The sequence below is a fragment of the Verrucosispora sp. ts21 genome, from assembly GCF_002879555.1.
GTDB classification, from domain to species: domain Bacteria; phylum Actinomycetota; class Actinomycetes; order Mycobacteriales; family Micromonosporaceae; genus Micromonospora; species Micromonospora gifhornensis.
In genome coordinates this window covers 97,915-121,871 of sequence record NZ_PNOZ01000005.1, presented here as the reverse complement: position 1 = coordinate 121,871, position 23,957 = coordinate 97,915, and the positions used below count along the sequence as shown (strand labels likewise).

25 protein-coding genes are annotated in these 23,957 nt (G+C 71.9%); 9 read left to right on the top strand and 16 right to left on the bottom strand.

The genetic code is table 11. The features are described from left to right. Positions 1-7 precede the first annotated feature (7 nt). A complete protein-coding gene (locus tag C1A38_RS03510; RefSeq protein ID WP_233196589.1) occupies positions 8-2,170 on the top strand; it encodes a M14 family metallopeptidase in 2,163 nt (720 codons plus the stop codon). A 77-nt stretch (positions 2,171-2,247) separates the two neighbouring features. Continuing rightward, a complete protein-coding gene (locus C1A38_RS03505; protein WP_102656367.1) occupies positions 2,248-2,928 on the top strand; it encodes a fasciclin domain-containing protein in 681 nt (226 codons plus the stop codon). Positions 2,929-3,073: 145 nt separating this feature from the next. Here the strand turns inward: C1A38_RS03505 and C1A38_RS03500 are convergent, their stop codons facing one another. From C1A38_RS03500 to C1A38_RS31275, 4 genes are all read right to left on the bottom strand, one after another. Then, complete coding sequence (locus C1A38_RS03500) at positions 3,074-4,357, bottom strand: citrate synthase (protein ID WP_102656366.1); 1,284 nt, start codon at positions 4,355-4,357, stop codon at positions 3,074-3,076. A 215-nt stretch (positions 4,358-4,572) separates the two neighbouring features. Continuing rightward, entirely contained in the window at positions 4,573-6,606 is a 2,034-nt protein-coding gene (locus C1A38_RS03495; protein ID WP_102656365.1) for a sulfatase-like hydrolase/transferase, read from the bottom strand. Further along, positions 6,599-8,089 carry a class I SAM-dependent methyltransferase gene (locus C1A38_RS03490; protein ID WP_233196588.1) on the bottom strand — a complete coding sequence of 497 codons (1,491 nt, stop codon included), beginning with the start codon at positions 8,087-8,089 and terminating at the stop codon, positions 6,599-6,601. The genes C1A38_RS03495 and C1A38_RS03490 overlap by 8 nt, the downstream gene beginning before the upstream one ends. 6 nt (positions 8,090-8,095) lie before the next feature. Further along, positions 8,096-8,245 (bottom strand): hypothetical protein, encoded by a 150-nt coding sequence (locus C1A38_RS31275; protein ID WP_013734425.1) that lies wholly within the window; start codon positions 8,243-8,245, stop codon positions 8,096-8,098. Between the two features lie 181 nt (positions 8,246-8,426). On the opposite strand from C1A38_RS31275, the gene C1A38_RS03485 reads away from it, so the two are divergent. Continuing rightward, positions 8,427-8,831 (top strand): VOC family protein, encoded by a 405-nt coding sequence (locus C1A38_RS03485; RefSeq protein ID WP_102656364.1) that lies wholly within the window; start codon positions 8,427-8,429, stop codon positions 8,829-8,831. A gap of 75 nt (positions 8,832-8,906) precedes the next feature. On the opposite strand, the gene C1A38_RS03480 is transcribed toward C1A38_RS03485, so the two are convergent. The 4 genes from C1A38_RS03480 to C1A38_RS03465 all read right to left on the bottom strand — a co-directional run bounded on the left by C1A38_RS03480 (position 8,907) and on the right by C1A38_RS03465 (position 12,298). Continuing rightward, on the bottom strand, positions 8,907-9,632 hold the full coding sequence (locus tag C1A38_RS03480) for a helix-turn-helix domain-containing protein (protein WP_102656363.1): 726 nt from the start codon (positions 9,630-9,632) through the stop codon (positions 8,907-8,909). Between the two features lie 168 nt (positions 9,633-9,800). Then, the gene (locus C1A38_RS03475) at positions 9,801-11,240 is read right to left on the bottom strand and encodes a sensor histidine kinase (protein ID WP_102656405.1); all 1,440 of its coding nucleotides are present in this window, start codon (positions 11,238-11,240) and stop codon (positions 9,801-9,803) included. 17 nt (positions 11,241-11,257) lie between these two features. Then, positions 11,258-12,001: a response regulator transcription factor gene (locus C1A38_RS03470; protein WP_373306981.1), complete on the bottom strand. Its 744-nt coding sequence runs from the start codon at positions 11,999-12,001 to the stop codon at positions 11,258-11,260. A 75-nt stretch (positions 12,002-12,076) separates the two neighbouring features. Then, positions 12,077-12,298 (bottom strand): DUF8847 domain-containing protein, encoded by a 222-nt coding sequence (locus C1A38_RS03465; RefSeq protein ID WP_102656362.1) that lies wholly within the window; start codon positions 12,296-12,298, stop codon positions 12,077-12,079. A 155-nt stretch (positions 12,299-12,453) separates the two neighbouring features. On the opposite strand from C1A38_RS03465, the gene C1A38_RS03460 reads away from it, so the two are divergent. The 3 genes from C1A38_RS03460 to C1A38_RS03450 all read left to right on the top strand — a co-directional run bounded on the left by C1A38_RS03460 (position 12,454) and on the right by C1A38_RS03450 (position 15,060). Next, entirely contained in the window at positions 12,454-13,395 is a 942-nt protein-coding gene (locus C1A38_RS03460; RefSeq protein ID WP_102656361.1) for a serine/threonine-protein kinase, read from the top strand. 59 nt (positions 13,396-13,454) lie between these two features. After that, positions 13,455-13,877 (top strand): OsmC family protein, encoded by a 423-nt coding sequence (locus tag C1A38_RS03455; protein WP_013734432.1) that lies wholly within the window; start codon positions 13,455-13,457, stop codon positions 13,875-13,877. 307 nt (positions 13,878-14,184) lie between these two features. Next, entirely contained in the window at positions 14,185-15,060 is an 876-nt protein-coding gene (locus C1A38_RS03450; RefSeq protein ID WP_102656360.1) for a hypothetical protein, read from the top strand. A gap of 30 nt (positions 15,061-15,090) precedes the next feature. Here the strand turns inward: C1A38_RS03450 and C1A38_RS03445 are convergent, their stop codons facing one another. From C1A38_RS03445 to C1A38_RS03430, 4 genes are all read right to left on the bottom strand, one after another. Beyond that, positions 15,091-15,543, bottom strand: coding sequence for a response regulator (locus C1A38_RS03445; protein ID WP_199180067.1), 453 nt, complete (start codon positions 15,541-15,543; stop codon positions 15,091-15,093). Positions 15,544-15,599: 56 nt separating this feature from the next. Next, complete coding sequence (locus C1A38_RS03440; RefSeq protein WP_102656359.1) at positions 15,600-15,953, bottom strand: STAS domain-containing protein; 354 nt, start codon at positions 15,951-15,953, stop codon at positions 15,600-15,602. 77 nt (positions 15,954-16,030) lie between these two features. Further along, positions 16,031-17,092 carry a cobalamin B12-binding domain-containing protein gene (locus tag C1A38_RS03435; protein WP_102656358.1) on the bottom strand — a complete coding sequence of 354 codons (1,062 nt, stop codon included), beginning with the start codon at positions 17,090-17,092 and terminating at the stop codon, positions 16,031-16,033. Next, positions 17,089-18,819: a PP2C family protein-serine/threonine phosphatase gene (locus C1A38_RS03430; RefSeq protein WP_102656357.1), complete on the bottom strand. Its 1,731-nt coding sequence runs from the start codon at positions 18,817-18,819 to the stop codon at positions 17,089-17,091. Before C1A38_RS03430 ends, C1A38_RS03435 begins: the two co-directional genes overlap by 4 nt. A gap of 244 nt (positions 18,820-19,063) precedes the next feature. Between C1A38_RS03430 and C1A38_RS03425 the strand changes: the two genes are divergently transcribed. Together C1A38_RS03425 and C1A38_RS03420 are read left to right on the top strand one after the other, a co-directional pair. After that, positions 19,064-19,420 carry an STAS domain-containing protein gene (locus tag C1A38_RS03425; protein WP_233196587.1) on the top strand — a complete coding sequence of 119 codons (357 nt, stop codon included), beginning with the start codon at positions 19,064-19,066 and terminating at the stop codon, positions 19,418-19,420. 99 nt (positions 19,421-19,519) lie between these two features. Then, complete coding sequence (locus C1A38_RS03420; protein WP_102656356.1) at positions 19,520-19,864, top strand: STAS domain-containing protein; 345 nt, start codon at positions 19,520-19,522, stop codon at positions 19,862-19,864. 58 nt (positions 19,865-19,922) lie between these two features. Here the strand turns inward: C1A38_RS03420 and C1A38_RS03415 are convergent, their stop codons facing one another. Further along, positions 19,923-20,216, bottom strand: coding sequence for a hypothetical protein (locus C1A38_RS03415; protein ID WP_102656401.1), 294 nt, complete (start codon positions 20,214-20,216; stop codon positions 19,923-19,925). A 218-nt stretch (positions 20,217-20,434) separates the two neighbouring features. On the opposite strand from C1A38_RS03415, the gene C1A38_RS03410 reads away from it, so the two are divergent. Then, positions 20,435-21,415 carry a 4a-hydroxytetrahydrobiopterin dehydratase gene (locus C1A38_RS03410; RefSeq protein WP_102656355.1) on the top strand — a complete coding sequence of 327 codons (981 nt, stop codon included), beginning with the start codon at positions 20,435-20,437 and terminating at the stop codon, positions 21,413-21,415. 120 nt (positions 21,416-21,535) lie between these two features. On the opposite strand, the gene C1A38_RS03405 is transcribed toward C1A38_RS03410, so the two are convergent. Genes C1A38_RS03405 through C1A38_RS03395 form a run of 3 tightly spaced genes read right to left on the bottom strand, consistent with a single transcriptional unit; the run spans position 21,536 to position 23,950 of the window. After that, positions 21,536-22,837: an NAD(P)/FAD-dependent oxidoreductase gene (locus C1A38_RS03405; protein ID WP_102656354.1), complete on the bottom strand. Its 1,302-nt coding sequence runs from the start codon at positions 22,835-22,837 to the stop codon at positions 21,536-21,538. 51 nt (positions 22,838-22,888) lie between these two features. Continuing rightward, positions 22,889-23,173, bottom strand: coding sequence for a DUF6510 family protein (locus C1A38_RS03400; protein ID WP_102656353.1), 285 nt, complete (start codon positions 23,171-23,173; stop codon positions 22,889-22,891). 54 nt (positions 23,174-23,227) lie between these two features. Further along, positions 23,228-23,950 carry a ferredoxin reductase gene (locus tag C1A38_RS03395; RefSeq protein ID WP_102656352.1) on the bottom strand — a complete coding sequence of 241 codons (723 nt, stop codon included), beginning with the start codon at positions 23,948-23,950 and terminating at the stop codon, positions 23,228-23,230. Between the last annotated feature and the right edge of the window lie 7 nt (positions 23,951-23,957).

Here is a 23,957-nt window from a genome sequence, read left to right as displayed (position 1 = left end):
GATCCCTTTGCGATACAGACGGACAAAGGCCGGTGTCTTCTCCAGCCTCCTTGCCGCCATCCTCGCGGTGACGGCGCTGCCGGCGCTGGCACACGGAAAGCCGGCCGCCACCGCTCTTCAGATGCAGGCGGAGCCGAACCAGGTTCAGAACGTGACGGTGGTCCAGGGCGACGGCTACACGACCCTGGCCTGGACCCACGTCGACGGCGCCACCGACTACCAGATCGAGCGGACGCCCGTCGCAGAGGACGGCACCGCGACCGGCAACGGTGTGATCGTCGGTCTCTGGCGGCCGAACCGTCAGATCAACAACGACAAGCCGACCTTCGCCGACGCTGGGTTCGCTCCCGGTGACCGCTTCCAGTGGCGGGTCCGGGCGCGCTTCGGCACCGAGGCGCAGCCGTACTCGGCCGCCGTCGTCGGCACCACCAAGCCGCACTGGGGCGACCCGAACATCCCGGGTCAGAACCTGCGGACCCAGTGGGAGCAGACCCTCGGCGCGCAGTACACAAGCGACGTCAACGAGTACGCGTACACGGCGGCCATCGACGAGCTGAGCGACCGGGTGCGCGTGACGGAGATCGGCCGCACGGTCCTCAACCGGCCGATCAACATGTTCATCATCGGCTACCCGAAGCCGCCGGCGACCCCGGAGGCGGTGGCCGCGACGAGCCCGCTGGTCGTCAACTGCAACGTGCACGGCAACGAGCCGGGTGACCGTGAGGCGTGCTTCATCATGGCGCGTCAGCTGGCCTTCACCCAGGACCGGGCCACGCTCAACCTGCTGTCGAAGACCACCGTGCTGATCGTCCCGACGATCAACGGTGACGGCCGGGCGGCCAACAGCCGGGGCAACTCCACCGGTCAGGACCTCAACCGGGACCACTCGCTGATCCGTCAGCCGGAGACCCAGGCCTTCGCGGAGATGGTCCGCGACTACCGGCCGATCGCCGGCTACGACGGCCACGAGTACGGCAACGCCAACACCGGTGACCTGCCGATGCTGTCGCCGCGGCACGCCAACGTGCCTCAGGGCATCTTCGACGAGTCGCAGGACATGATCGAAGGCCACATGTACACCCAGGGTGCCAAGGACGGCTGGTGGGCCTGCCCCTACGGCTGCACCCCCGGTGCCACCGTGGGTCTGGGTCAGGAGACCATCCTGCGCAACACCCTCGGCCTGAAGAACGTGGTCAACTCTCTGCTGGAGCTGCGCAGCTCCGGTGGCCCCACTCGGCCGAACGAGAGCAACACCGCCAACAACCGGCGGCGTAAGACCTACTCGGGTCTGTGGACGTTCAACCAGTTCTTCCAGTACCACGGCGCACAGCTCAAGGACCTCAACAAGGCCCGGGCCGAGGCGATCCAGTTCCAGTCCGCGAACACCGGACCGATCGTTCTCGAGGGCTCCCGGGAGATCAAGGCGTACCCCGCCCCGCACCCGGGTGAGGCCCCGCCGCCGGTCGACGCTCCGCGCGAGGAGAACATCCTCCAGCACGCGCCGTGCGCGTACAAGCTCACCGAGGAGCAGTACAACGGCGCCCGCACCGACGGTCCGGGCGGCCAGGGCACCACGGTCGCCCAGCGGCTCGCCGCGCACGGCTGGAAGGTCATCAAGACCAACGACGGGTACATCGTTCCGCTGTCCCAGCCGCAGCGGGGCCTGGTGCCGCTGCTGCTCGACGAGCAGGCCGTCGCCGGCCTGGTCGCCGCCGAGCGGATCATGCCGACCGTGACCGGTACCCGCAAGGGTGCGCTGACGGTCTCCGGTGTCACCTGCATCGCCGACGCCACCGTGCGGGGCGCGATCACGGTGAAGAAGGGTGCCACGCTCATCGCCACCGGCAGCACGATCAACGGTCTGGTCAACGCTGACCGCGCGGCCGGGTTCGTGCTGACCGACAGCAAGGTCAACGCGATGGTCAACGTGCTCAACACCGCCGGCCCGGTCATCATGGTCGGCAACAAGATCAGCGGCTCGGTGCTGGTGCACGGCACCAAGGCCAGCGGCCCGGCCAACGTGGCCAACGGTGTCATCGGGGCGCCGCTGGTGGCGGGCAACACCCTCACCGGCCTGCTGACCTGCACCAGCAACGCCGTCACGCCGGTGAACCTGGAGACCCCCAACACCGTTCGGGGTCTCAAGATCGGCCAGTGCGCTCGTATCTGAGTCACTGACCGTCAACCGGTAACAGACGTACCGGCAGGCCGGATCCGCGCCCGGCCTGCCGGTACACCAAGTGCGGAGTGGAGAACATCGTGACCGACGTCTTCCTCGACACCATGAGGCCGACACCACGGCGGGTCCGACGGGCCGGCCCGGCCGCAGGGCTGGCGCTGGCCACGCTGCTGGCGGTCACGGGGTGTACCGGTGGCGACGCGACGGACGGTGACGGGATCACGCCCGTCGCGTTCACCGTCACCGGTCCACTCTGTGCCGAGCTGCCGGCGGGCACCGAGCCGGGAAACCCGGAGTCGCTCGCCGGCATGCCCGCCGACCAGGCCGTGCAGTGGATTCCCGTGCTGACCACCTTCGACGCGGCGGTTCGGGCCACGGGCCTGGCCGGCGAGCTGACCGGGGTGACCGTCCTGGCGCCCACCGACGACGCGTTCGCCGAGAAGTTCTCCCGGACCAACCTCGACGAGCTGCTGCTGCACGACACCGACGAACTACGTGAGTTGCTGCGCGAGCACCTGGTGACCGCGCCGATGTCGGTCGCCGAGATGGTCGCCGCCGGCACGGTGAAGACCGTCGCCGAGGGCGAACTCACCGTCACCGCTCAGGGGTCGGTTGCCCGGTTCGGCAACGAGGCCGAGACGGTGTGCGCCGACTACCAGGCGACGAACGCTCGCATCCACGTCATCGACCACGTCCTCGGTTCGCTGCCCACCACGGCCGGCGGCGAGGACGACCATCCGTACCACTAGGCCCGCGGGGTACAAACCCCCTCCTCGCGGACCACGAACGGCCGCCGACCCCGATTCCGGGGCGGCGGCCGTTCGTGTTTCGTCGCTTGTTAAGAAGGGGCCCCTCCTCTACGCCAGGCGTTAAGAAGGGGCCCTTCCTTACGGGTCAGCGGTTTTCGAGCGGGAGGTAGTCGCGCTCGGTGGCACCGGTGTAGATCTGCCGCGGCCGACCGATCTTGGTCTCCGGGTCGTTGATCATCTCGCGCCACTGTGCGATCCAGCCGGGCAGCCGGCCCAAGGCGAACAGCACGGTGAACATCTTCGTCGGGAAGCCCATGGCCTTGTAGATCAGGCCGGTGTAGAAGTCCACGTTCGGGTAGAGCCGCCGGGAGACGAAGAAGTCGTCGGCGAGGGCGATCTCCTCCAGCTCCATGGCGATGTCCAGCAGCGGGTCGGGCTTGGCCATCCGGCCGAGCACGTCCTGGGCCGCCTTCTTCACGATCGCGGCACGCGGGTCGTAGTTCTTGTAGACCCGGTGGCCGAAGCCCATCAGCTTGACGCCGTCCTGCTTGTCCTTGACCTTGCGGACGAAGGACTGCACGTCGCCACCGCTGGCCTGGATGCGCTCCAGCATCTCCAGCACCGCCTGGTTGGCGCCGCCGTGCAGCGGGCCGAACAGGGCGTTCACGCCGGCGGAGACCGAGGCGAACAGGTTGGCGTTGCTGGAACCGACAAGCCGTACGGTCGACGTGGAGCAGTTCTGCTCGTGGTCGGCGTGCAGGACGAAGAGCATGTCCAGCACCCGGGCCATCACCGGGTCCACCTCGTACGGCTCCGCCGGCACGCCGAACGTCATCCGCAGGAAGTTCTCCACGTAGCCCAGCGAGTTGTCCGGGTACAGCAGCGGCTGACCGATGGACTTCTTGTAGGCGTACGAGGCGATGGTCGGGACCTTCGCCATCAGCCGGACCGTGGACATCTCCACGTGCTGGGCGTCGAACGGGTCCAGGCTGTCCTGGTAGAAGGTGGAGATGGCGCTCACCGCCGAGGAGAGCACCGCCATCGGGTGCGCGTCCCGGGGGAAGCCGTCGAAGAACCGGCGCATCTCCTCGTGCAGCAGCGAGTGCCGACGGATCCGCTCACTGAACTCGGTCAGCTGCTCGCTGGTCGGCAGCTCACCGTAGATCAGCAGGTAGGAGACCTCCAGGAAGGAGCTCTTCTCGGCCAGCTGCTCGATCGGGTAACCCCGGTAACGCAGGATGCCCGCGTCCCCGTCGATGTAGGTGATCGCGGACGAGCAGGCGGCCGTGTTGACGAAACCGGGGTCGTACGTCGTGAGTCCGGTTTCCTTCAGGAGCTTGCCGACACCGATGCCGGCGGGGCCCTCGACCGCGGAATGTACCGGCATCGACAGCTGCCCGCCGGGGTGATCGAGCTTGACTTCCGTCATGTGTTTCCTCGCTTCGCCGGCAGATCTACGTTGAATTGCCTTCGCTTCTACCGTAATTGCGGTTGCGACAACACCGCCCGCCGTGGTTCTGCGGTGAGGTATGCGTCACCCGATTCCCGACCAGGCGGCGGGGAAACCCCGACGATCAGGACACACAGGCACGGAGAGCACACGGAGCGTGGAAGTTCCCTGTCGAAACGGGACTGTGCGACGACTCAGGAGATGGTGAGCTGCCGCAGGGTGCCGGTCGGCTCGACCAGGTACAAGTCGAGGCGGTTCGCGCCGGCCCGGAAGAACCGGTCGTCGGCGATCAGGGCGGCGAACCGCCGTCCTGACGGGTCGGGGGCGACCACCGGCACCACCGAGGCGACTGTGCCGTTGACGGCTACCGCCAGCAGCGTGCCGTCGGGGACCTGTTCGGGCAGGGTGCCCCAGATCAGTGCCGGTAGTTGGCCGCTGTCCGGGTCGACGGCCCGGAAGCCGTCCTGGCCGCCGATGCGGACGGTGCCGCCGGGCGCAGCGTCCGCCACGACGGTGCCGACCAACGGATGCGGGGCCGGCGGTGGCAACGGGTCGGGCACCCCGCCGGCGATCGGGGTCGGTTCGGCGGGCCGGTCGTAGAACACCTTGCCCGGCTCGGTGCGCGCCGCCTGGCGGGCGGAGCGGCCGTCGACCCGCCACGGCAGCGAGATGGCGGCCTCGTCGGCGATGGTGGGCAGCAGGTCGACGTGCTCCCAGTTGCGGTCGTCGACCCGGCCGGCGCGTTGTCCCGGTGTCTTGACGAAGGTCGGCACCCAGGCCACCTCGTCGGCGGCGGCCCGGATGGCGTCCATCCCCCGGCCCTGCGCGCCCTTGGTGAAGCTGACCCCGTGGTCGGCGGTGACCACCACAAGCGACTGGTCCCACAGGCCGGTCTCGCGCAGCGTCCGCAGCGTCTCGCCGATCAGCCGGTCGGTGTAGCCGAGCTGTGCCAGGTGACGGGCGCGGGCCAGGTCCACCCAGCCGTCGCCCTCGTTGGGGAACTCCTCCGGCGCCTCGTAGCGCGCCCCGGAGGGCAGGTACGCCCAAGGCGAGTGCGGCATCAGTAGGTGCAGGAAGTGCAGCGTCGGTCGAGGTGCGGGGGTCAGGCCGTTGAGGAAGCTGGTGAAGCGGGCGGGCTGGTTGACGTTCAGGCTGTCCCAGCGGAACTTCGGGTCGTCCGGCACCGGCTCGGCGGCATCGATGCCCGCCTCCTCGGCGGTGCGTTCCCGGTAGGAGTTCTCCGGGTCGATCCGGCTGTCCTGCGGCGAGGTCACCTGGCGCAGCAACTGGCCGGTCTCGCGCACCAGGACGCCGAGCCCCTGCTCCGGCATGATCGGCTGCTCGCACCGGCTGGGCGGGCAGAGCCGGGTGATGCTCTCCTCGGCGCGGATGTCGTACAGGCCGCCGAAGGCGGTGAACAGGTTGTCCGGGTAGTGCGAGTAGTGCGGGGCGTACGGCTGCGCCGGGTAGCGGCCGGTCAACATGGCCGGCAGCGCGTAGGGCGTCCAGCCGCTCACCCCTGTCGCGTTGCGGTACCAGGTGGACGCGGCGGCCAACTCGGCGAAGTGCGGGAACCGCTGCGCGTCGATGCCGCCGTCCGGGCCGAGCAGGGAGACCAGCGGCAGCTCGTCGAGGACCAGCACGACCACCGGCGGATGCCGGTTGCCGGTGGCGGTGCCGGCCGCGCCGCCGTCACCGCGGGGCAGCACCACCGGCGCGGTCGGCGAGGCGAACAGGAACAACCCGACGAAGATCAGCGGACCGACGGCGGCCACCCGCAGCACCCGGCCCGCCGCCCGCCAGCGCCAATGGGCGTACGCCCCGACGGCGCCGGCCACCCCGGCCACCAGCAGCAGCGGTACGCCCCGCAGCGGCGTGAGCTGCCGACCGACCTGCACGGCCAACGCGGCGACCAGCAGGCCCACCAGCAACGTGTGCGTCCCCGCGCGCACGGTCGGCCCGAGCAGCCCGCCGGCCAGCCCGAGCAACCCGACCGCCACCGTCGGCAGCACCGCGACCAGGGCCACCAGCAGCAGGATCTCCCGACGGTCGGCGCGGTGGAACAGGAAGAAGTCCGGACTGCGCCCGAGCACGTCCAGCAGCGGCTGGGTGATCACGAGGCCGAGCAGCGCCGCGACCTCCAGCAGTCGACCCACCTCGGTCCGCCAGCCGCCCCACCCCCACCGCCAGCGACGCGTCCGCTGCCCGGTGCCGGGCTGGTCAGCCACCCAGGGCCACCCGGTACAGCGTCCGGCTACCCGACGGCAGCTCCAGCCGGTCCTCGACGGTGCCGTGCGCCGCGAGCAGCGCCTCGAAGGCGTCCCGCCGGTAGTCCGGGAACAGCCCGTCGGGCTTGTTGGCCAGCAGGCGGCGGGCCATCGGGTCCTCGGGGTGGACGAACTCCACCACCAGCCGACCGCCGGGGGCGGCCAGGGCGGTGAGGCAGGCCAGCACCTCGGGCAGCGGCACGTTGCGGCCGATCGCCAGGTGGTGCACCAGCGCCAGGGCCAGGACGGTGTCCGCGCCGGTGCGGGCCGCGAAGGAGGCCCGTTCGACGCCGCGCCAACCGCCACCGGGTGACGGGTCGGCCAGGTCCATCACCAGCGGCAGCACCCGCCGCTCGCCCTCGCCCCGCAGGGCGCGGTAGAGCCGGTCCACGACCGCCGGATCCTGTTCCACCGCGACGACGTAGTCGGCGTGCGCGGCGGCCAGTCGGGCGTACCGGCCGTCGTTGGCGCCCAGGTCGAGCACGAGTCGCCGTTGGGCGGCGCTGGTCAGCGCGGCGGTGACGAAGCGTTCCTTGGTCGACCGGTCGGCCTCGGAGTAGCCGCAGGTGCGCTGGTAGTCCACCCAGTGGCTGGTCGGCGGCTGATGGTCCAGACGCCGGACCAGCTTCTCCATCCCGCGTACGGTGGCCAGCGCCAGCTCACGGCTGTAGCCGGCGTCGCGCAGCTGGGCGCGTACGTCGGTGGTGGTGCGGGCGGCGTTGCGGCGTTGCACGCTGTCGTGCAGGTGGACGTGGGTCAACACGCCCGGCAGCAGGCGGCGTACGCCCCGGAAGAGGCGGCCCATCTGGTCCGGTTCGATGCCGTCGACCTGCGAGCGCAGCCACGGGCGGAAGTCGACCCCGAGATGGGCGTTGAGCAGCAGCGGGTAGAGCAGCGTCTGGCAGAACTGCCGGTAGCCGGCCCAGGGCTCGCCGTCGCGTAGCGGGGCGAACGATCCCACGTCGATGAAGACCGGTTCGGTGCCCCGCCACTGCAGGTTGTACGCCGACCCGTCCTTGGTGGTGAAGCCCGCCGGCAGGGCCTCCCGGAGGATCTCCAGGTGCAACAGCGCGGCGTCACGCAGCATCGTGAACGACCACTCGTACGGGTGGGACACGAACGGGATGCGGTCGTGCCGCAGCACCGCCGCCCACCGCTGGGGTGCCGTGGCCGCCGGCATCTCCTCGGTGCCGCAGACCTTGCCGGCGGCCATCAGCGGCGGGAAGAAGTCACTGCCGGCCAGGGCCCGCCAGTGTGCCGCCGCAGTCTCGTCGAGCGCGCGCAGCACGTCCTGGCCGGCGTGGAAGACCCGGTTGGCCGGATCGCGGAACGATCCGGGCTCGGCGCGCAGGTCACTGCCGGCCACGGCGGGCAGGTCGGTGCCGGGCGCGGCGCTCAGGTTGCTCCCGGGCGGTGCGGGGTGGTGCAGGTGCGGGATCGCCATGCCAGGTCAGCTCTGGTCGGTGGGCTGGCGGCGGAACCGGCTGACCAGTCTGCGCCAGTAGAGCTTGGCTGCGACCGCGACGCCAGCGACCCCGCCGACCACCGCCTGCACGATCAGGCTGCCGGATCCCGCGTCCAGGTAGGCCAAGTGGTTCACCGACCGCTCCTTTCCCTCGCCGTGTCGAACCCCGGCTACACCGCAACAAAGCTCACATTCATGGTCTAGCCGGACTTCTGCCACCGTACGCCGATCTTCGGTGTCCTGTCGGGCACAACGCCCACATCTGGCGTCCGTTTCGTTCAAGACGGTGGCCGGCGATCCGCCGTAGCCTGCGGCCATGACCCCAGAACTCGACCTCATCGGCATGGTCAGCACGGACCTGACCCGCACCGTCGCCTTCTACCGCCGGCTCGGCCTCGACATCCCGCCGGACGCCGAACGCGAACCGCACGTGGAGGTACGGCTGCCCAACGGTCTGCGACTGGCCTGGGACGACGTCGCCACGATCCGTTCCTTCGACCCGGACTGGACCCCACCGGTGGGTGGCGCGCGCACCGCGCTGGCCTTCCGCTGCGCCGACCCGGCCGAGGTGGACCGGTGGTACGCCGAGCTCACCGCAGCGGGCGGTCATGGGCACCGGCCGCCCTGGGACGCGGTATGGGGGCAGCGCTACGCCGTCGTACACGACCCGGACGGCAACGCCGTCGACCTCTTCGCCCCGCTGCCGCCTGCCGAGTCGTGAGCACCGCCGGAGTTGCCAGCGACCGGTGAGCCGGTGCCTTGGTCGAGCCGGTGCGGGCTCAGGCCGGTGCCGGGCTCAGGGGGTGAGCAGTGCGGTGGGTGGCACACCGGCGAGGGCGCGCACCTCGCGGGTCAGGTGCGCCTGGTCGGCGTAGCCGGCCCGGGCGGCCACCTCGGCCAGCGACATGCCCGCCCGGGCCAGGGCCAGCGCCCGGCGCATCCGCAGGATCCGGGCGAGGGTCTTCGGGCCGTACCCGAACAGGTGTCGGCTGTGTCGCAGCAGGCTGCGCTGGTCGAGCCCGGCCCGGGCGGCGGTCTCGGCCACGGTGGCTCCCGCGGCCAGGGCGGCGGCCATCCGCAGGCCCCGCGGGTCAGCTCCGCCGGCAGTCCGCAGTCGGCGCACCGCCACCGTCGCCAGGAGCGTGCCAACCTCGTACAGCCCGGCATCGGCAGCGCCACGGCCCACCGCAGCGTCGGCCGCCTGGTCGGCCAGGAGGCGGGTCGCCCGGGCACCCCAGAGGTCGGCCAGGGGCACCCGCTTGTCGCGCAGTTCGACGGCGGGGACCCCGAAGACGGCCGGGCCGACACCGGGCGGCAGGCGCAACCCGACCCAGTGCTCGGCCGGTGCGCTCGTACTCAGGTGCGCGGTGCGGTCCGGCCCGGCGACCAGCAGCCCGGCCCGGCTGGACCAGAGCAGGTCCAGGCATCCGTCGGGAAGCACCCGGACGGGTCGCGGGTGCGCCGGGGCGCTGCTGGTCCACAGCACCGCCCCGGCCACCCCGGCCGGACGTTCCCGATACACGCCCCCAGTCTGCCCCGCTACGCCGACGTCCGCCCCGCTGCCGCGCCAGTGGGGCGGTGTCCGGCCGCCAGGGCAATCCGCAGGCGGGGAAGGCTGGCCGTCAGGGCCGCCGTGTGGCGGGGCTGTCAGGGCGGGGCCGCGGTTGGCCGGCTGTGGAGCCTTCGGCTGCTATCCGCCGTCCAGGGTGGGGTCGGGTAGTCGGACGGTGAACACGGTGCGGCCGGGCCGGCTGTCGAGGGTGACGCTGCCGTGGTGGGCCGCCACCACGGCAGCGACGATGGCCAGGCCGAGGCCGGTGCTGCCGTGGGCGCGGGAGCGGGAACTGTCGCCGCGGGCGAACCGTTCGAAGACCTCGGCCCGTAGTTCGGCGGGGACGCCGGGGCCGTCGTCGGTGACGCTGAGTTCGGCGGCCTCGTCGGCCAGCCGCAGGCTGGTGGTGACGGTGCTGCCGGGCGGGGTGTGTACCCGCGCGTTGGTCAGCAGGTTCGCCAGCACCTGGTGCAGCCGGGCAGGATCGCCGGGTACCCGGATGACCTGGTCGGGCAGGTCGAGCTGCCAGCGGTGGTCGGGGCCGGCGACGTGCGCGTCGCTTACCGCGTCCACCACCAGGGCGGTGAGGTCGACCGGCTCGACCGCCAGGGGGCGGCCGGAGTCGAGCCGGGCCAGCAGCAGCAGGTCGTCGACGAGGCTGGTCATCCGGGTGCTCTCCGACTCGACCCGGCGCAGGGCGTGCGCCACGTCGGCCGGTACCTGGTCGTGGCCGCGGCGGGCCACCTCGGCGTAGCCGCGGATCGCGGCCAACGGCGTACGCAGTTCGTGGCTGGCGTCGGCGACGAACTGGCGTACCCGGGTCTCGCTGGCCTGGCGGGCGGCGAGCGCGGCGGCGACGTGCCCGAGCAGCCGGTTGAGTGCGGCACCGACCTGCCCCACCTCGGTACGCGGGTCGGTGTCGGCGGTCGGCACCCGTTCGGAGAGCGCCACCTCGCCCCGGTCCAGCCGCAGTTCGCTGACCCGGCCGGCGGTGGCGGCGACCCGGCGCAGCGGGCGCAGGGTGGCCCGGACGATCACCGTGGCGGCGGTGCCGGCGACGAGCAGCCCGGCGGCGGTGACCCCGGCCTGGGCCAGCACCATCCACCACACGGTCTCCTGCACTCCGGACAGCGGCACGCCGAGCACCCGGACGGTGCCGGCGGTGGACTGCCGGGCGACGAGCCGGTAGCTGCCCCGGTCGCCGAGGTCGCGGCTGTGCGCGCGGCCGTCGGTGGGCACCGTGGCCAACGCGGCGACCTCGTCGACAGGTACCGCCCGTTCCTGCCGGTCGGCAAGCGTCCACGCCTCGGTGACCTGCCCGTCGACGACGCGGGCGTTGATCGTGCCGGGCGGGAAGCCGCGCGGCACCCGCACGTCGTTCCAGGACGGGGTGCCCGGTCCCGGCTCCCACGGTGCCCCGGCGCGCATCCCCGCCATCGGGAGCAGTTGCTCGTCCAGCCGGGAGACCAGGAACTCCCGCAGCGCCGCCGTGGTGATCCCGCCGATGGCCAGGCTGACCACGGCCAGCAGGGCGACCAGGGTGACCACCAGACGGGTCCGCAGGGACCACCCTGCCACCCAGCGGCGCAGCACGCTCACTCCGCCGGTTTGAGCAGGTACCCGGCACCCCGCAGCGTGTGGATCATCGGCTGCCGACCGGCGTCGATCTTCTTGCGCAGGTACGAGATGTACAGCTCGACCACGTTGGCCTGGCCGCCGAAGTCGTAGTTCCACACCCGGTCGAGGATCTGCGCCTTGCTCAACACCCGACGGGGATTGCGCATCAGGTACCGCAGCAGCTCGAACTCGGTGGCGGTCAGGGTGATCAGCTGACCGCCGCGGCGTACCTCGTGGCTCTCCTCGTCCAGGGTGAGGTCACCGACGGTCAGCACCGCCTCCTGCCGGGCGGTGACGGCGAAGCCGGAGCGGCGCAGCAGGGCGCGCAGCCGGGCGATCACCTCTTCCAGGCTGAACGGCTTGGTCACGTAGTCGTCGCCGCCCACGGTCAGCCCGGCGACGCGCTCCTCCACCGCGTCCCGGGCGGTCAGGAAGAGCACCGGCACCGTGGCGTTGTCCTCGCGCAGCTTGCGCAGCACCTGGAAGCCGTCGAGGTCGGGGAGCATCACGTCGAGCACCACGGCGTCGGGCTGGAACTGTCGGGCGGTGCGGATCGCACCCATGCCGTCGCCGGCCGTGCGCACCTGCCAGCCCTCGTAGCGCAGGGCCATCGACAGCAGGTCGGTCAGGGTCGGCTCGTCGTCGACCACCAGCACCCGGACCGGTTCGCCGTCGGGCCGGCGCAGCTCGACCCGACCCGGCCCGGCCTCCCTCTCGGTCATCATGAGCTCATCGTGGTCCGGCACGTTGGAGACGGCTTGTGCGGATTCTGTGAGCCGGCTGTGCGTACCGGTGGGTCATTCGGTCACCCCGACCGGGTCGGTTCGCACGTAGCGCATCGTCCAGGCCGTGCCGTCGGGCCGCTGGCGGGCGTAGAGATGGTCGGCGGCCGGCGTGGGCGCCGCCTCCGGTCGCCGCAGCACCCACAGGCGGGGCGGAGCACCGTCGGGGCCGGCCGGTAGCTCCCGAACCAGGTCGTGGGCCGGGCCACCGACAAAACGTACGGTCACCTCACTCATCACCCGTATCCCTCCAGACTCCCTGGTATCGCGCTCCCGGCTCGCACGCTAACGCACCGACCGCGATCTCAGGCCGGTTTGCCCTGATCGGCGGCGGGGTACGGGTGCCGAAGCCGCCGGTGAGGCAGGCACGAGGCGAGGGCAAGGGGCGGTCGATGAGAACGCTGGACGGGCGGTACCGGCTCGAACAGCGCATCGGTGTCGGCGGCATGTCGGAGGTCTGGCGGGCCCACGACACGGTGCTGGACCGGCCGGTGGCGGTCAAGCTGGTGTCCCCGGATCAGCCGGACGGCACGGCGTCGGTGGAACGGATCCGGGCCGAGGCGCGATCCGCCGCCCGGTTGGCGCATCCCAACATCGCCAGCGTGCACGACTTCGGCACCTGCGCCACCATTCCGGGCCGGGAGACGCCGTACCTGGTGATGGAGCTGGTGCAGGGCGAGACGCTCGCCGCCCACCTGCGCGCCGGCCCGCTGGACTGGCGCATCGCGGTGCGGGTGTGCGCGGAGGTGAGCGCCGCCCTGGCCGCCGCGCACGGGCACGGCATCGTGCACCGCGACGTCAAACCGGCAAACGTGATGCTCACGCCGTCCGGGGTCAAGGTGCTCGACTTCGGCATCGCCACGCCCGCCGGGGCCGCCGACACCGCCGGCGAGGGCATGGTCGTCGGTACGCCGGCCTACCTGGCCCCGGAACAGCTGCGTCGGGCGCCCAGCACGCCGGCAGCCGACATGTACGCCCTCGGCGTGCTGCTCTACTACTGCCTGACCGGGCGGCTGCCGTACACCGCCGACAGTGTCACCCAACTGCTCGGGCCGCAGCGGCGGCAGCCGCCGCAGCCGCTGCCCGAGGTGCCCGGGCTGCCCGCCGAGGTGGCCGAGATGTGTCGGCGCTGTCTCGCCGAGGAACCGCTGCTGCGGCCGAGCAGCCTGGTCACGGCGCTGCTGCTGGCCGAGGTGGTGGACGCCCGGGTGTACGTGCCGATGCACGAGCCCCTGCTGCCGCGACAGCGCGCGGTGAGCCCGTGGACGGAGCAGGCGGCCGCCGAGGCCACCGAGGCGGTGGTCGGGGCGCAGTGGAGCCGGCACGGCGGCTGACTTCCGGTTTCACCTGAGCGGCGTCGGGTAGCCGGGCGGTGAGTGACGGGAGGAACGCGATGCCGAGTTCCTGGCTGAACGAGGTTGCCGCCGCGACCGCCGAGGGCGGTCACATTCACACCGACGACGAGGCGCTGTCCACCACCCTCGCCTCACCGCTGGCACCACACAGCACGGGGCTGACCCCCTCGCAGCTGCTCGCCGCCGCGTACGCGTCCTGCCTGCACCATGCCGCGGTGGAGGCGGCCGGCGGGATCACCGACGAGGCCCACACCGTGCAGGTACGCGCGGAGGCGAAGCTGGGTCGCGACGACGACGGGCGGTACCGGGCCGACGTGCATGCCTCGATCTCCTCGGTCGGCCTGAGCCGTGAGCAGCTCGCCGAACTGGTCGAGCACGCCGACCGGCTGTGGCCGTTCTCCCGCGACGACGGCGGCCGCCACCGGCTCACCGTCACCCCGGCCGAGAACGGACGGCACTAGGCAGTCATCGTCAGGGCGGCCGAGGCGGCCGCTCATCGTCAGGGCGGCCGATCCGGCCGCCCTGGGGGGCCGATGGCGGGTCGACCGTTCGGTGGATGCCGACCATCGCGGCCAGATCCCCGACCAAGATCACCTTTTCCTGCCGGTTTCCGATGACATTCCGGTCATAGCGGAAATGGCAGGTTGGTGCTTATCGTCAGCTGTGGGTGCTGCTGCGCAGAATCACCCGGCCGTTAGCCGCAAAATGTGACTCATGCCATCAAGCCACCCGGATGGCAGGACGCCGAGACCTCTTTAACCTCGGCGGATGCACCCCGACGACGACTTCGACCAGAAGCTGCCCCCACAGCAACCGGCGAGCCGATCGGCCGATGGTTCATCACCCGAAAAGGTGGTCGGCCGGCATCGCGCCGTGGTAGCGCCCCGTCGCGGCATCGCCGCCGTGCTGGGCGGCACCGGGCTGCGGGTGGCCCTGGCCACCGGCGTGGCCTGCTGCCTCGGCGCGACCGCCGTGGCGGTGGCGTCGACTCGCGACACCGACGAGGCTCCCCGCCCTCAGGTGGCCGAGGCCGTGGCCGACCGCGCGCTGGCCGCCGAGGACGGCGCCGCCTCCCGGTCCCTGGACCGCTCCAGCCCTTCCCCCGCCCCGTCGAGCAGCCCCAGCCCGTCCGCCTCCCCCACCGCGAAGCCGTCCGCCACGCCCAAGGCGAAGAAGACGACGGCCAAGCCGAAGAAGCCCTCCCGCCCCAAGCCGGTCGCCGGGCTGACCCAGGCGCAGATGGACAACGCCAAGGTGATCGTGGACGTCGGCGTCGACATGAAGATCCCGCGCAAGGGCCTGGTCGTCGCCGTCGCCACCGCCATGCAGGAGAGCACCCTGCTCAACTACGCCAGCGGTGTGCTGCCCGAGTCGCAGAACTACCCCCACCAGGCCATCGGCTGGGACCACGACTCGGTCGGGCTGTTCCAGCAGCGCCCGAGCAGCGGCTGGGGCACCGTCCGCGACCTGATGCGTCCCGCCTACTCGGCCCGCGCGTTCTACGAGGCTCTGCTGCAAGTGCCCGGCTGGGAGCAGATGAGCCTGACCCTGGCCGCGCAGGCCGTGCAGATCTCCGCCTTCCCGTACGCGTACGCCCAGCACGAGGAGCGGGCGAACACCATCGTCGCCGCACTCCTGAGCTGAGGTCGCCGCACTCGCGACGTCAGGCGAGGGTCAGGGGCGCTGCTTGGGCAGCACGACCACCCGGCCGAAGAACTCGTCGATGCGGTGCACCACGTCGTTGAAGTCGTCGAGGTCGATCGGCTTGGTGACGTACGCGTTGGCCTGCAGGGTGTAGCTGCTGATGATGTCGGTGTCCGCGTTGGACGTGGTCAGCACGACGATCGGAATGGTGCGCAGGTCCGCGTCGCCCTTCACCTCGCCCAGCACCTGACGCCCGTCCATGCGGGGCATGTTGAGATCGAGCAGGATCACGTCCGGGCGGTGCGCGGCGCTGTGTCGACCCTCGCGGCGCAGGAACTCCATCGCCTCCTGGCCGTCGCTGACCACGTCGATGACCTTGTCGACGTCGGAGGTGGCCAACGCTTCCTCGATCATGAGCACGTCACCCGGGTCGTCGTCCACGACGAGGATGCGAACCGGGTCAAGGGCACGAGCGGCCATCATTTACCTGCCTCAGGTCGGCGCGGACGGGATCTGCGATTCCCACGCTGGCGGGGAATCTAACCCATTCCGGCACGATCGTCCGGGCCCGGGTCGGCAGAACCGTACCCGAGCACATCGGCCAGGCCGGTCACCTTGAGCACCCGCTCCACCCGACCGGTCGCGCCGGTGACACGCAGCCAACCGCCCTGCTCGGCAGCGCGGTTGTCGCCGCGTACGAAGACGGCGATCCCGGTCGAGTCACAGAACGTGAGCTCGGTCAGGTCGATCAACAGGCGTCGCTGCCCGGCGGCGGCCAACCGGTCGATCGCCTCGTTCAACTCGGGGGCGCTGCTCATGTCGAGCTCGCCGACGAGACGGAGGCGGGCCGGGCCGCCACCATCACGTTCGGCGTACGTGACGGTGAGCGTCACGGTAATCCCCTCTCGCCGCCCGGGACGAATGCTTGCCGTGCGGCAAGTATAGTGCGCACCACACGGCGGGCCGCATCTTACGCCTCCGGTGACGGACTGTGCCGACGCCCCGCCGCCGGCAGCGACGCGCCACCGGCCCGCAGATACGCTCCGGCGCGCGGGAAGTCGTGCAGCACGCCCGCGTAGTGCCGCAACGTCGCGCCCACCGCGGCGGCCGGCACTCCTCGACTGGCCAGCACGGTCACCAGCCAGTCGACGAACTCGGTGAACAACGAACCGTCGTCGACATAGAGCGCGGCGGCCAGGAAGTCCAGGATGTAGCCGAGATCGCTGACCGTCGAGTCGAGTTGGGCCAGGGTGTAGTCACCGAAGCCCGGTATCCGCTGCGCCAGGTCGGCCAGCGCGCTGTCGATCAGTTCGCCACGTCGACCGACCAGGCCGGCGTACTCGTCGTCGGCCAGGTGGGCCAGGTCGGCGGGTGCCACGGCCCGCAGCACCCGCTCGTCGCCGAGCAGATCGGCGGCGGTGGGACCGTCCGGCGCCCAGGCCACCCCGAGCCGACGCGCCCAGCGGCCGTCCGCGCCGAAACCCCGGCCGCCGACCACGACCGGCACATCCGAACGCTGACACGCCTCGATCATCCGGTGGGCCTGAGGCAGCCGCATCGGCAGCGCACAGGCCAACGCGACCGCGTACGCGTCATGCCGGTGCAGGTACGACACCAGATGCGCGGCGGGCACGCTGGCCCCCAGGAAGGTCACCTGCCAGCCCCGCAGCCGCAGCACCTCGGCGACCAGCCGCGCCGGCAGGGCGTGCCACTCACCGTCCATACAGGCCACCACGATCCGACCGCGGTCGCCCCGGGGATTGGCGTACGCGGCAATCGACGCCACCACCCGCTCGCTGACGTGCGTGGCCGCGTGTTCCTGGGCCACACTCCACTCGTTGCGCGCCCACCGCTCCCCCACCTCGGCCTGCGCCGGTGCGACCAGGTCCAGCAGTACCCGGTCGGCGGGCACACCCGCGTCGAGCAGTTCCCGCGCCACCTCGACGGCGGCCGGTTCGTCGGCTTCGGCGAGGCAGTGCAGATATCGCGGGTAGAGCGCAGCGGGAGAGGTGCCCGTCGTCGCCGTGGTCACGATGTCGTCGTCCCTTCCCGCACCACCGGAGTCGGAGTGGGCACCGCGTGCAGGTGCCGGTGTGGCCGGGTGCCGGTGGCACGCAGCGCCAGCACCGCTATGTCGTCGTGGTCGCGCTGGGCCAGCCAGTCGCAGGTGATCTGCTCGACCCGTTCGGCGAGGGCCGGCGCCGGCATCCGCTGGCAGCCGGTCAACGCCTGCATCAGGCGCTCGGTGCCGAGTTGCTCCGCGCCCCGGCGACCGCCGCGTGCCTCGGTCACCCCGTCGCTGTAGAGCAGACAGGTCTCGCCGGGGGCGAGTCGGGTGGAAACCTGGCTGACCCGCGGGTCGGGGACCACCCCGATGAGCATCCCGTTGAGCGGGAGCTGCTCCACCTCACCGGAGGACCGCACCACAAGCGGGGGCAGGTGGCCTCCGCCGGCCAGCGTCAGCGCCAGGCCGCCGTCACGGTGCGGCCGGACCACACCCAGCACCATCGTGGCGAACCGGCCCTGCCCGTGCGCCAGGGTGCTCTCCAGCAGCGCGTCGTTGAGCAGCCGCAGCAACCGGGCCGGCTGCGCCTCGATGCGGTGCAGCGCGTGCAGGCACTGGCGCAGCTGGCCGGTGAAGACCGCGGCCTCCACCCCCTTGCCCGAGACGTCGCCGAGAAAGAACACCGCGCCACCGTCGGGCAACCGGTGGGAGCCGTAGAAGTCGCCGCCGATGCGCAGACCGGCCTGCGCCGGCCGGTACGCCGTGCCCCACTGCACGCCCGACACCTCCGCCGGCTCCACCGGCAGCAGGCTCGCCTGCAACGTGTCGGCCACCTCGGCCTGGTTGCGGTAGAGCAGGGCGGTGGTCAACGCCGCGCCGGCGCGGTCGGCGAAGGCTCGCAGCAGGTCGAGATCGTCGTCGGTGTACCAGCGGGCCGCCGGCCGGGCCACCAGCAGCACGCCCACCGGCGCGTCCCGACCGGGCAACGCCACCAGTCGGACACTGGCGTCGGCGGCGTCCATGCCGGGCAGCCAGCCCGCTTCGACGGCCTGTTCGGCGAGCCAGTCGACGGCGTGCGGCTGTACACCGTGCAGGCTGTCGGTGACGGCTGCGGGCAGCTCCGCCGCGGCCAGCACACCTCGGTCCAGAGTGGGCAGGTCGTCGTCGTCCCGGCGGGCTCGCCACCACCGGGCCCGCCCCGAGCGGGGTGCCAGGATCAGCACGGCCACCTCGGCCAGGGTCGGCACGGCCAGCCGCACCACGGCAGCGGCGGCGCGGTCGGGATGCAACGGGTTGCCGAGCTTCTCCCCCACCACCGCGAGGAAGGCCGAGCGGGCGCGTTCGGCGGCCAACTCGTCGGCCGGGCCGGTGTCTTCGCTGACGTCCTCGACGTACCAGCAGGTCGGGCCGGCGGAGAGCGGCACCCGCCGGACGCGCAGCCGACGTCCGTGGTGCACGATCTCGGCGCTCGAGCCGTCCAGCCCGTCGAATGCGGCGCAGGCACCGCCCACGACGATCTCCGGCAGCAACCGTTGGGCGACCGGGCTCACCTGCCACACCAGGCCGTCCGGACCGCACAGCACCAGCCCTTCCCGGAGGTGCTCGACGATCTCCGGCCAGCCGGCGAACTCCGACGAATCGATGGTGGGCGGGACGGCGGTGGACGCGGCAGGGCTCCACGCCGGGGCCTGCGGGGGACTCGGCGTGAACCGTCCGTCGCCGGGGTCGATGTCCCTGACGTCGGCACCAGTCACCAGGTAAGCCCCACTCCTTCTCGATGCCGCACCCGCGCCGCGGTGTGCCTGGTCGCGTTCCGTCACCAGGGTACGCCGGTGTCAGCGCACCGCCAGTCGGGCGGCGCTCCGACGCTACCGTCCGCCCCTCAGGCGGGTCGGCGACAAGGTTGTTACGATCCGGACGCCCGTGCCCGCCTGCCAGCCGCGGAAGGCGTGATCGTTGCTGTCCCACGGTCGAAGACCCGAGACCACGCCACTGAGCGTGATCGTCGACCGGTCCGATCCCGACATGCCGGTGATCCGGGTGGGCGGCGATCTCGCCTACACCACCGCGAGCCCGCTGCGTTCGGAGATCGACCGGGAACTACAGGCCGGTCCCGCCACTCTCGTGCTCGACTTCGCCGACCTCCAGTTCATCGACAGCACCGGGCTCAGCATCATCGTGCACACCTGGCGTGAAGGGCTGCGCGACGGCGTCACCCTGCGGCTGCGCGCGGTGCCTCGGTTCCTGGAGACCATCCTGGACATGACCGGGGTCACCGGCCTGCTCGCCCGCTCGACGAGCGGCGACGCACCGCTGGGCACCGAGCCGGACGGGCAACCCACGGTCACCGTCTGAGCGACCCGCGTGGTCGGCGAGACCCCGGCCCGTTCGCGCCGCGGTGAATCGCGCACCCCCGCGACTTGCGTTCCGCGGTGGGGCTGGGAGCATGGAGGCATGTCCTCCCAGCTGTTGGCCATCGAGGTCAGCCGGTTCGATGTCGGACGTGCGGAGCTGCGGCTCACCGGTGACCTGGACTTCGACAGCGCTCCGGAACTGGTGAGCGCCGTCGAGAAGCTGCGCCGGGACGGCTACCAGCACCTTGTCATCGACCTGGCCGGAGTGGCGATGTGCGACTCCTCGGGTCTGAGTGCGCTCGTGGTGGCCCACCGGGGCGGTCCGGTCCCCGTCCGGCTGGTCGGCATCAACCCCAACCTGCGGCAACTGCTCGACCGCACCGGTCTGGCCGAGTTGCTCCAGGTGTCGACCGCCGCCGACGGCGACACGCAGGCCGCCGGCTGACACCGGCGTCGGGGGTGCCCCCGACCCTGGGACCAGGGGCCGGGGGCCGGAGGATGGCTCAGGGTGCCGTCACGACCGATCCGGCACGGCGGGCCTCGGGCATCGGCTCCGCGTCGTCGGGCGGACCCGAATCCGGCGTCTGGAACAGATAGCGGACGAACTCCGCATCCGTTCCGCCGTCGCCGGGCCACTGTCCCGCACAGTCGACGCCGATCACCTCACGTCCGGTGCCGTCGGCGTCCTCCAGCAGAGCCCACAGGCTCACCGGATAGCAGCGGGTGTTCTCGGGGGCCAGCCGCCAGCGGGCGTACCAGCCGGGCCGAGCCGGGACGATCTCGACAATCCGCTTCATCATGACCTGCCCTTCCGCCGTGCCTCGGAAGATCTCCGGTCCGCTGCGATCATCGACGCCGGTCGGGTGAGCGGCCCTCACCCGACCGGGATGAAGCGTGGCGATCGTCGCCCACCCGCGCCGTCTCCCGGTCCGGGCCGATCGTTTCGTGCCCGGTAGCGGTGGGAAGGCCACCGGCGAAGCCCGAAGCAGTACACCAGCGGAAGCGAGGTGTCAGCATGCGCAAGCAGATGGAGGGCGACAACCAGCGGCGACGGGCGCTTGCCCGACAGGCCCGCGAGCGCGGCCTTCAGGCCGCCGACACGGGCGCCAGCCTGAGCGCGTCGAAGCAACTCACCCATCTCGACCAGTCCCGACGATCCGGCCCGCCCGCGGCCGGTCAGCGCCACAAACCGAACACCACGCGTGGTGGTCCCGCGCCGCCGCCGGCCGGCGTCCCGCAGAACAGTCGACCGATGCCCGAGGCGGGCGTGGGCAACCCCGGCGTCACCACTGTGGGCTACCACGATCTCGTCGCGGACGTCGGCCGGCGAGCCGGCGTCGACTTCCGCACCGCGAAGGTGGGTGTGGAATCGACGGTGCTCGTGCTGGCCTGGGCGTTGGGCACGGCCGAGCGCCAACGCCTGCTGGCGGCGGTGCCGACGTCGCTGCACGACGTCGTGCCGGTCGACGGCATCGAACGGCGCGAGGATCTGCCCGGCTTCCTGTCCGAGGTGGGACGGATCAGCGGCCGCAGTCCCGAGCAGGCCCGTTACCAGGCCGAGGCGACCCTTGCGGCCCTCGCCGAGCGCGACGGTGACCTGGTCGAGTCGCTGCACGTGCCGGACCAGTTGCGGGAACTGCTGGAACCGATGGACGTCGGCGGTGGCCTGGTCGGCGCCAGCAGCGCCACCGCGCCACTTACCGGCTCGGAACTGGCTGCCGCGCTCGATGCTCTGCCGTACTGGTCGGGCGACGACGAGGTCCTGACCCGCACCCTTGAGCTGCCGTCGGACAATCTCGACCGGGTGCTGGACCGGCTCGACCAACTCCGCGTCCAGACCGGTCGAGGGCCGCGCATCGGCCGGGCGGACCCGACCACGGCGGTACTCACCGTCCGCACCGGCAGTGCCGGTGGGGTGACCGCGCTGGATGTCGACCTGGCTCACACGGTCGACGCCGCGATCGACGAGGCGGGCGCAGGTCTGGCCGCCGGCTGAGCCGGCCGGATCGATCGGGCCCGGCGACGCGGGCAGCAGGAACGAGGCCGGTGGGCATGCTGTCCACCGGCCTCGTGGCCTGCCCGTTCCGATCATCGGCACCGGTCCCCCGCCGCCGGCTCAGTGCGCCCAGGCGGGCACCTCCGGCGAGGTGCTCTCCAGCGGGACCGCATGGGCCGGCACGAGGCCCAGTTGGGTCGACGAGCGGGGCAGCGTCGCGTCCAGCACCCAGTCGGCGCTCACCCTGGCCCGGTTGCCGGGCATGGCCAGCAGGTGGTACCCGCGGGTGACCGCCTTCGCCGGCAGGCCGGACAGCGGCACCTTGAGCGGATTGGCCGCCGCGTGCTTGCCGCCCAGGTCGACCACCCAGCCCAGGTCGTGGTGCTTGTACGGGCGACGCCGGCCCTGACCGTAGGAGGCGGCGATGTTGTGCGCGGCGAGCTTGCCCTGCCGCTGAGCGTGCTGGGCGGTCATCGTGCAGATCTCGCCCGGCCGGGTCAGATCCGGCACCGCGGCGGCGTCACCGCAGGCGTACACCTCGGGGAAGCCGGGGACGTTGAGGTACTCGTCGACGACCAACCGCCCCTTCTCGGTACGCAGACCCAACTGCGCCACGAACGGGTCGGGGCGTACCCCGACGCACCAGACCAGCGAGCAGGTGGGCACGTACTCCCCGTCGGTGAGCTTGACGCCGTCGGCGGTCGCCACCGCGACGGAGGTGCCCATCCGGACGTCCACGCCGCGTCGGCGCAGCACCCGGTCCGCGGTACGCGACATGTGCTGGTCCAACTCGGGCAGCACCCGTGGCGCCACGTCCAGCAGCATCCACTTCGGGCGGATCTTCAACCGGGGTCGTTGACTGGCGAGTTCGTCGGTGAAGAGCTGGCCGTGCGCGGCCACCTCCGTACCGGTGTAGCCGGCCCCCACCACCACGAAGGTCGCCCGGGCCTGCTGCTCGACCGGGTCCGTCGTCTGCTCGGCCAGTTCGACCTGCCGGATCACGTGGTCGTGCAGGTACAGCGCCTCGGGCAGGCCCCGGAAGCCGTGCGCGTACTCGGTCACCCCGGGGATCGGCAGCAGCTTGTTGACGCTGCCGACGGAGAGGACCAGCCGGTCGTACGCCAGCCGGTTACGGTCCCCCTCGGGCTGGGTGAAGCCGACCCACCGGTTCTGGAGATCGACGTGATCGGCTTCGCCGATGACCACACGGACGTTGTCCAGCGTGCCGGTCAGCGGCACGGCGATCCGGCCGGGCGCCACCACACCCGCCGCCACCTCGGGCAGCAGCGGCAGGTACAGGAAGTAGTTCGTCGAGTTGAGCAGGACGATCTCGGCCCGGCCACGGGCCAGCCGGCTCAGCGTCTTCGCCGCGTGGTAACCGGCGAACCCGGCTCCCACGATCACCACACGAGGTTTCGTCATCCTGGGCCGGTTCCCCTGGATGACTGAGACAAACGTCCACGCCGGCGGCGGTCACCCTCCGGCGGGCACCTGCGGCATCGGCAGCTGGAGCAGGGCGGTCCCGCGCAGGTCCAGGAAGGCCCTCTCTGGCGCGCGGACCAGTCGCATCATCACCTCGGTGCAGGTCGGGCAGCGCGCCACGAGTCCCGGTGCGTGCGAGTAGACCCGCAGGGCGGCCACCGGGCCGGTGGCGCCGCAGTGGGCGCAGCGGCCGGTGGCCGTGCTCAGGTCGACCGCGAACACCTCCCCCAACGGGCCGTCGAGCATGTTGCCGTCGACGTACGGCAGCGTGGTCATACCTGGCCTCCTTCACTCAGCCGCTCGGGCGGTACTCAGCCGGTCGGGTACTCCTCAGCCGGTCGGGCCGAAGCGTTCGGTCCGCACCAGGCGGGCCGGGTGTCCCAACCCGACGAGCAGGTCGGCGACGGTCTCCACGAACCCGGTGGGGCCGCAGACGTACACCCGGGGTTCCAGCTCCGGCGGCCAACCGTGGGTGTTGACGTCGGCGAGGCCGATCCGGTGCGGCCGGCCCGGCCACTGCTGGGGTGCCTCGCGGGTGTAGACGTACGCCACGTCGAGGCCGGCATCGTCACGGACCCGCTGACGCAACTCCTCGGCGTAGAACACGTCGTCGGGAGTGCGTACGGAATAGATCAACCGGAACGGGACGCGACTGCCCGCCGCCCGACGGGCCCGGATCATGGCCATCAGCGGCACCACCCCCGACCCGCCGGCGACCAGCAGCACCGGTTCGGTCTGCTGCGGTCGCCAGATGAACCAGCCGCCCAGGGGCCCACGAACCTCCACCGGGTCGCCCACCTGATAGCCGTCGACCAGGAACGGCGACACCTCGCCGTCGGGCACCCGCTGCACGGTCACCTCGATCCGGTCGCCGTCGGCGGGACCGGCCAGGGAGTACGAGCGGGCGGCCTGGTAGCCGTCGGGGGCGGTGAGGCGGATGTCGACGTGTTGGCCGGGCAGGTGGCCGGGCCAGTCCGGCACCTCGAGCACCAGGGTCTGCGCGGTCGCCGTCTCGACCCGGCGGCTGACCAGCCGGGCCGGCTGCCAGCGCATCCGCCCG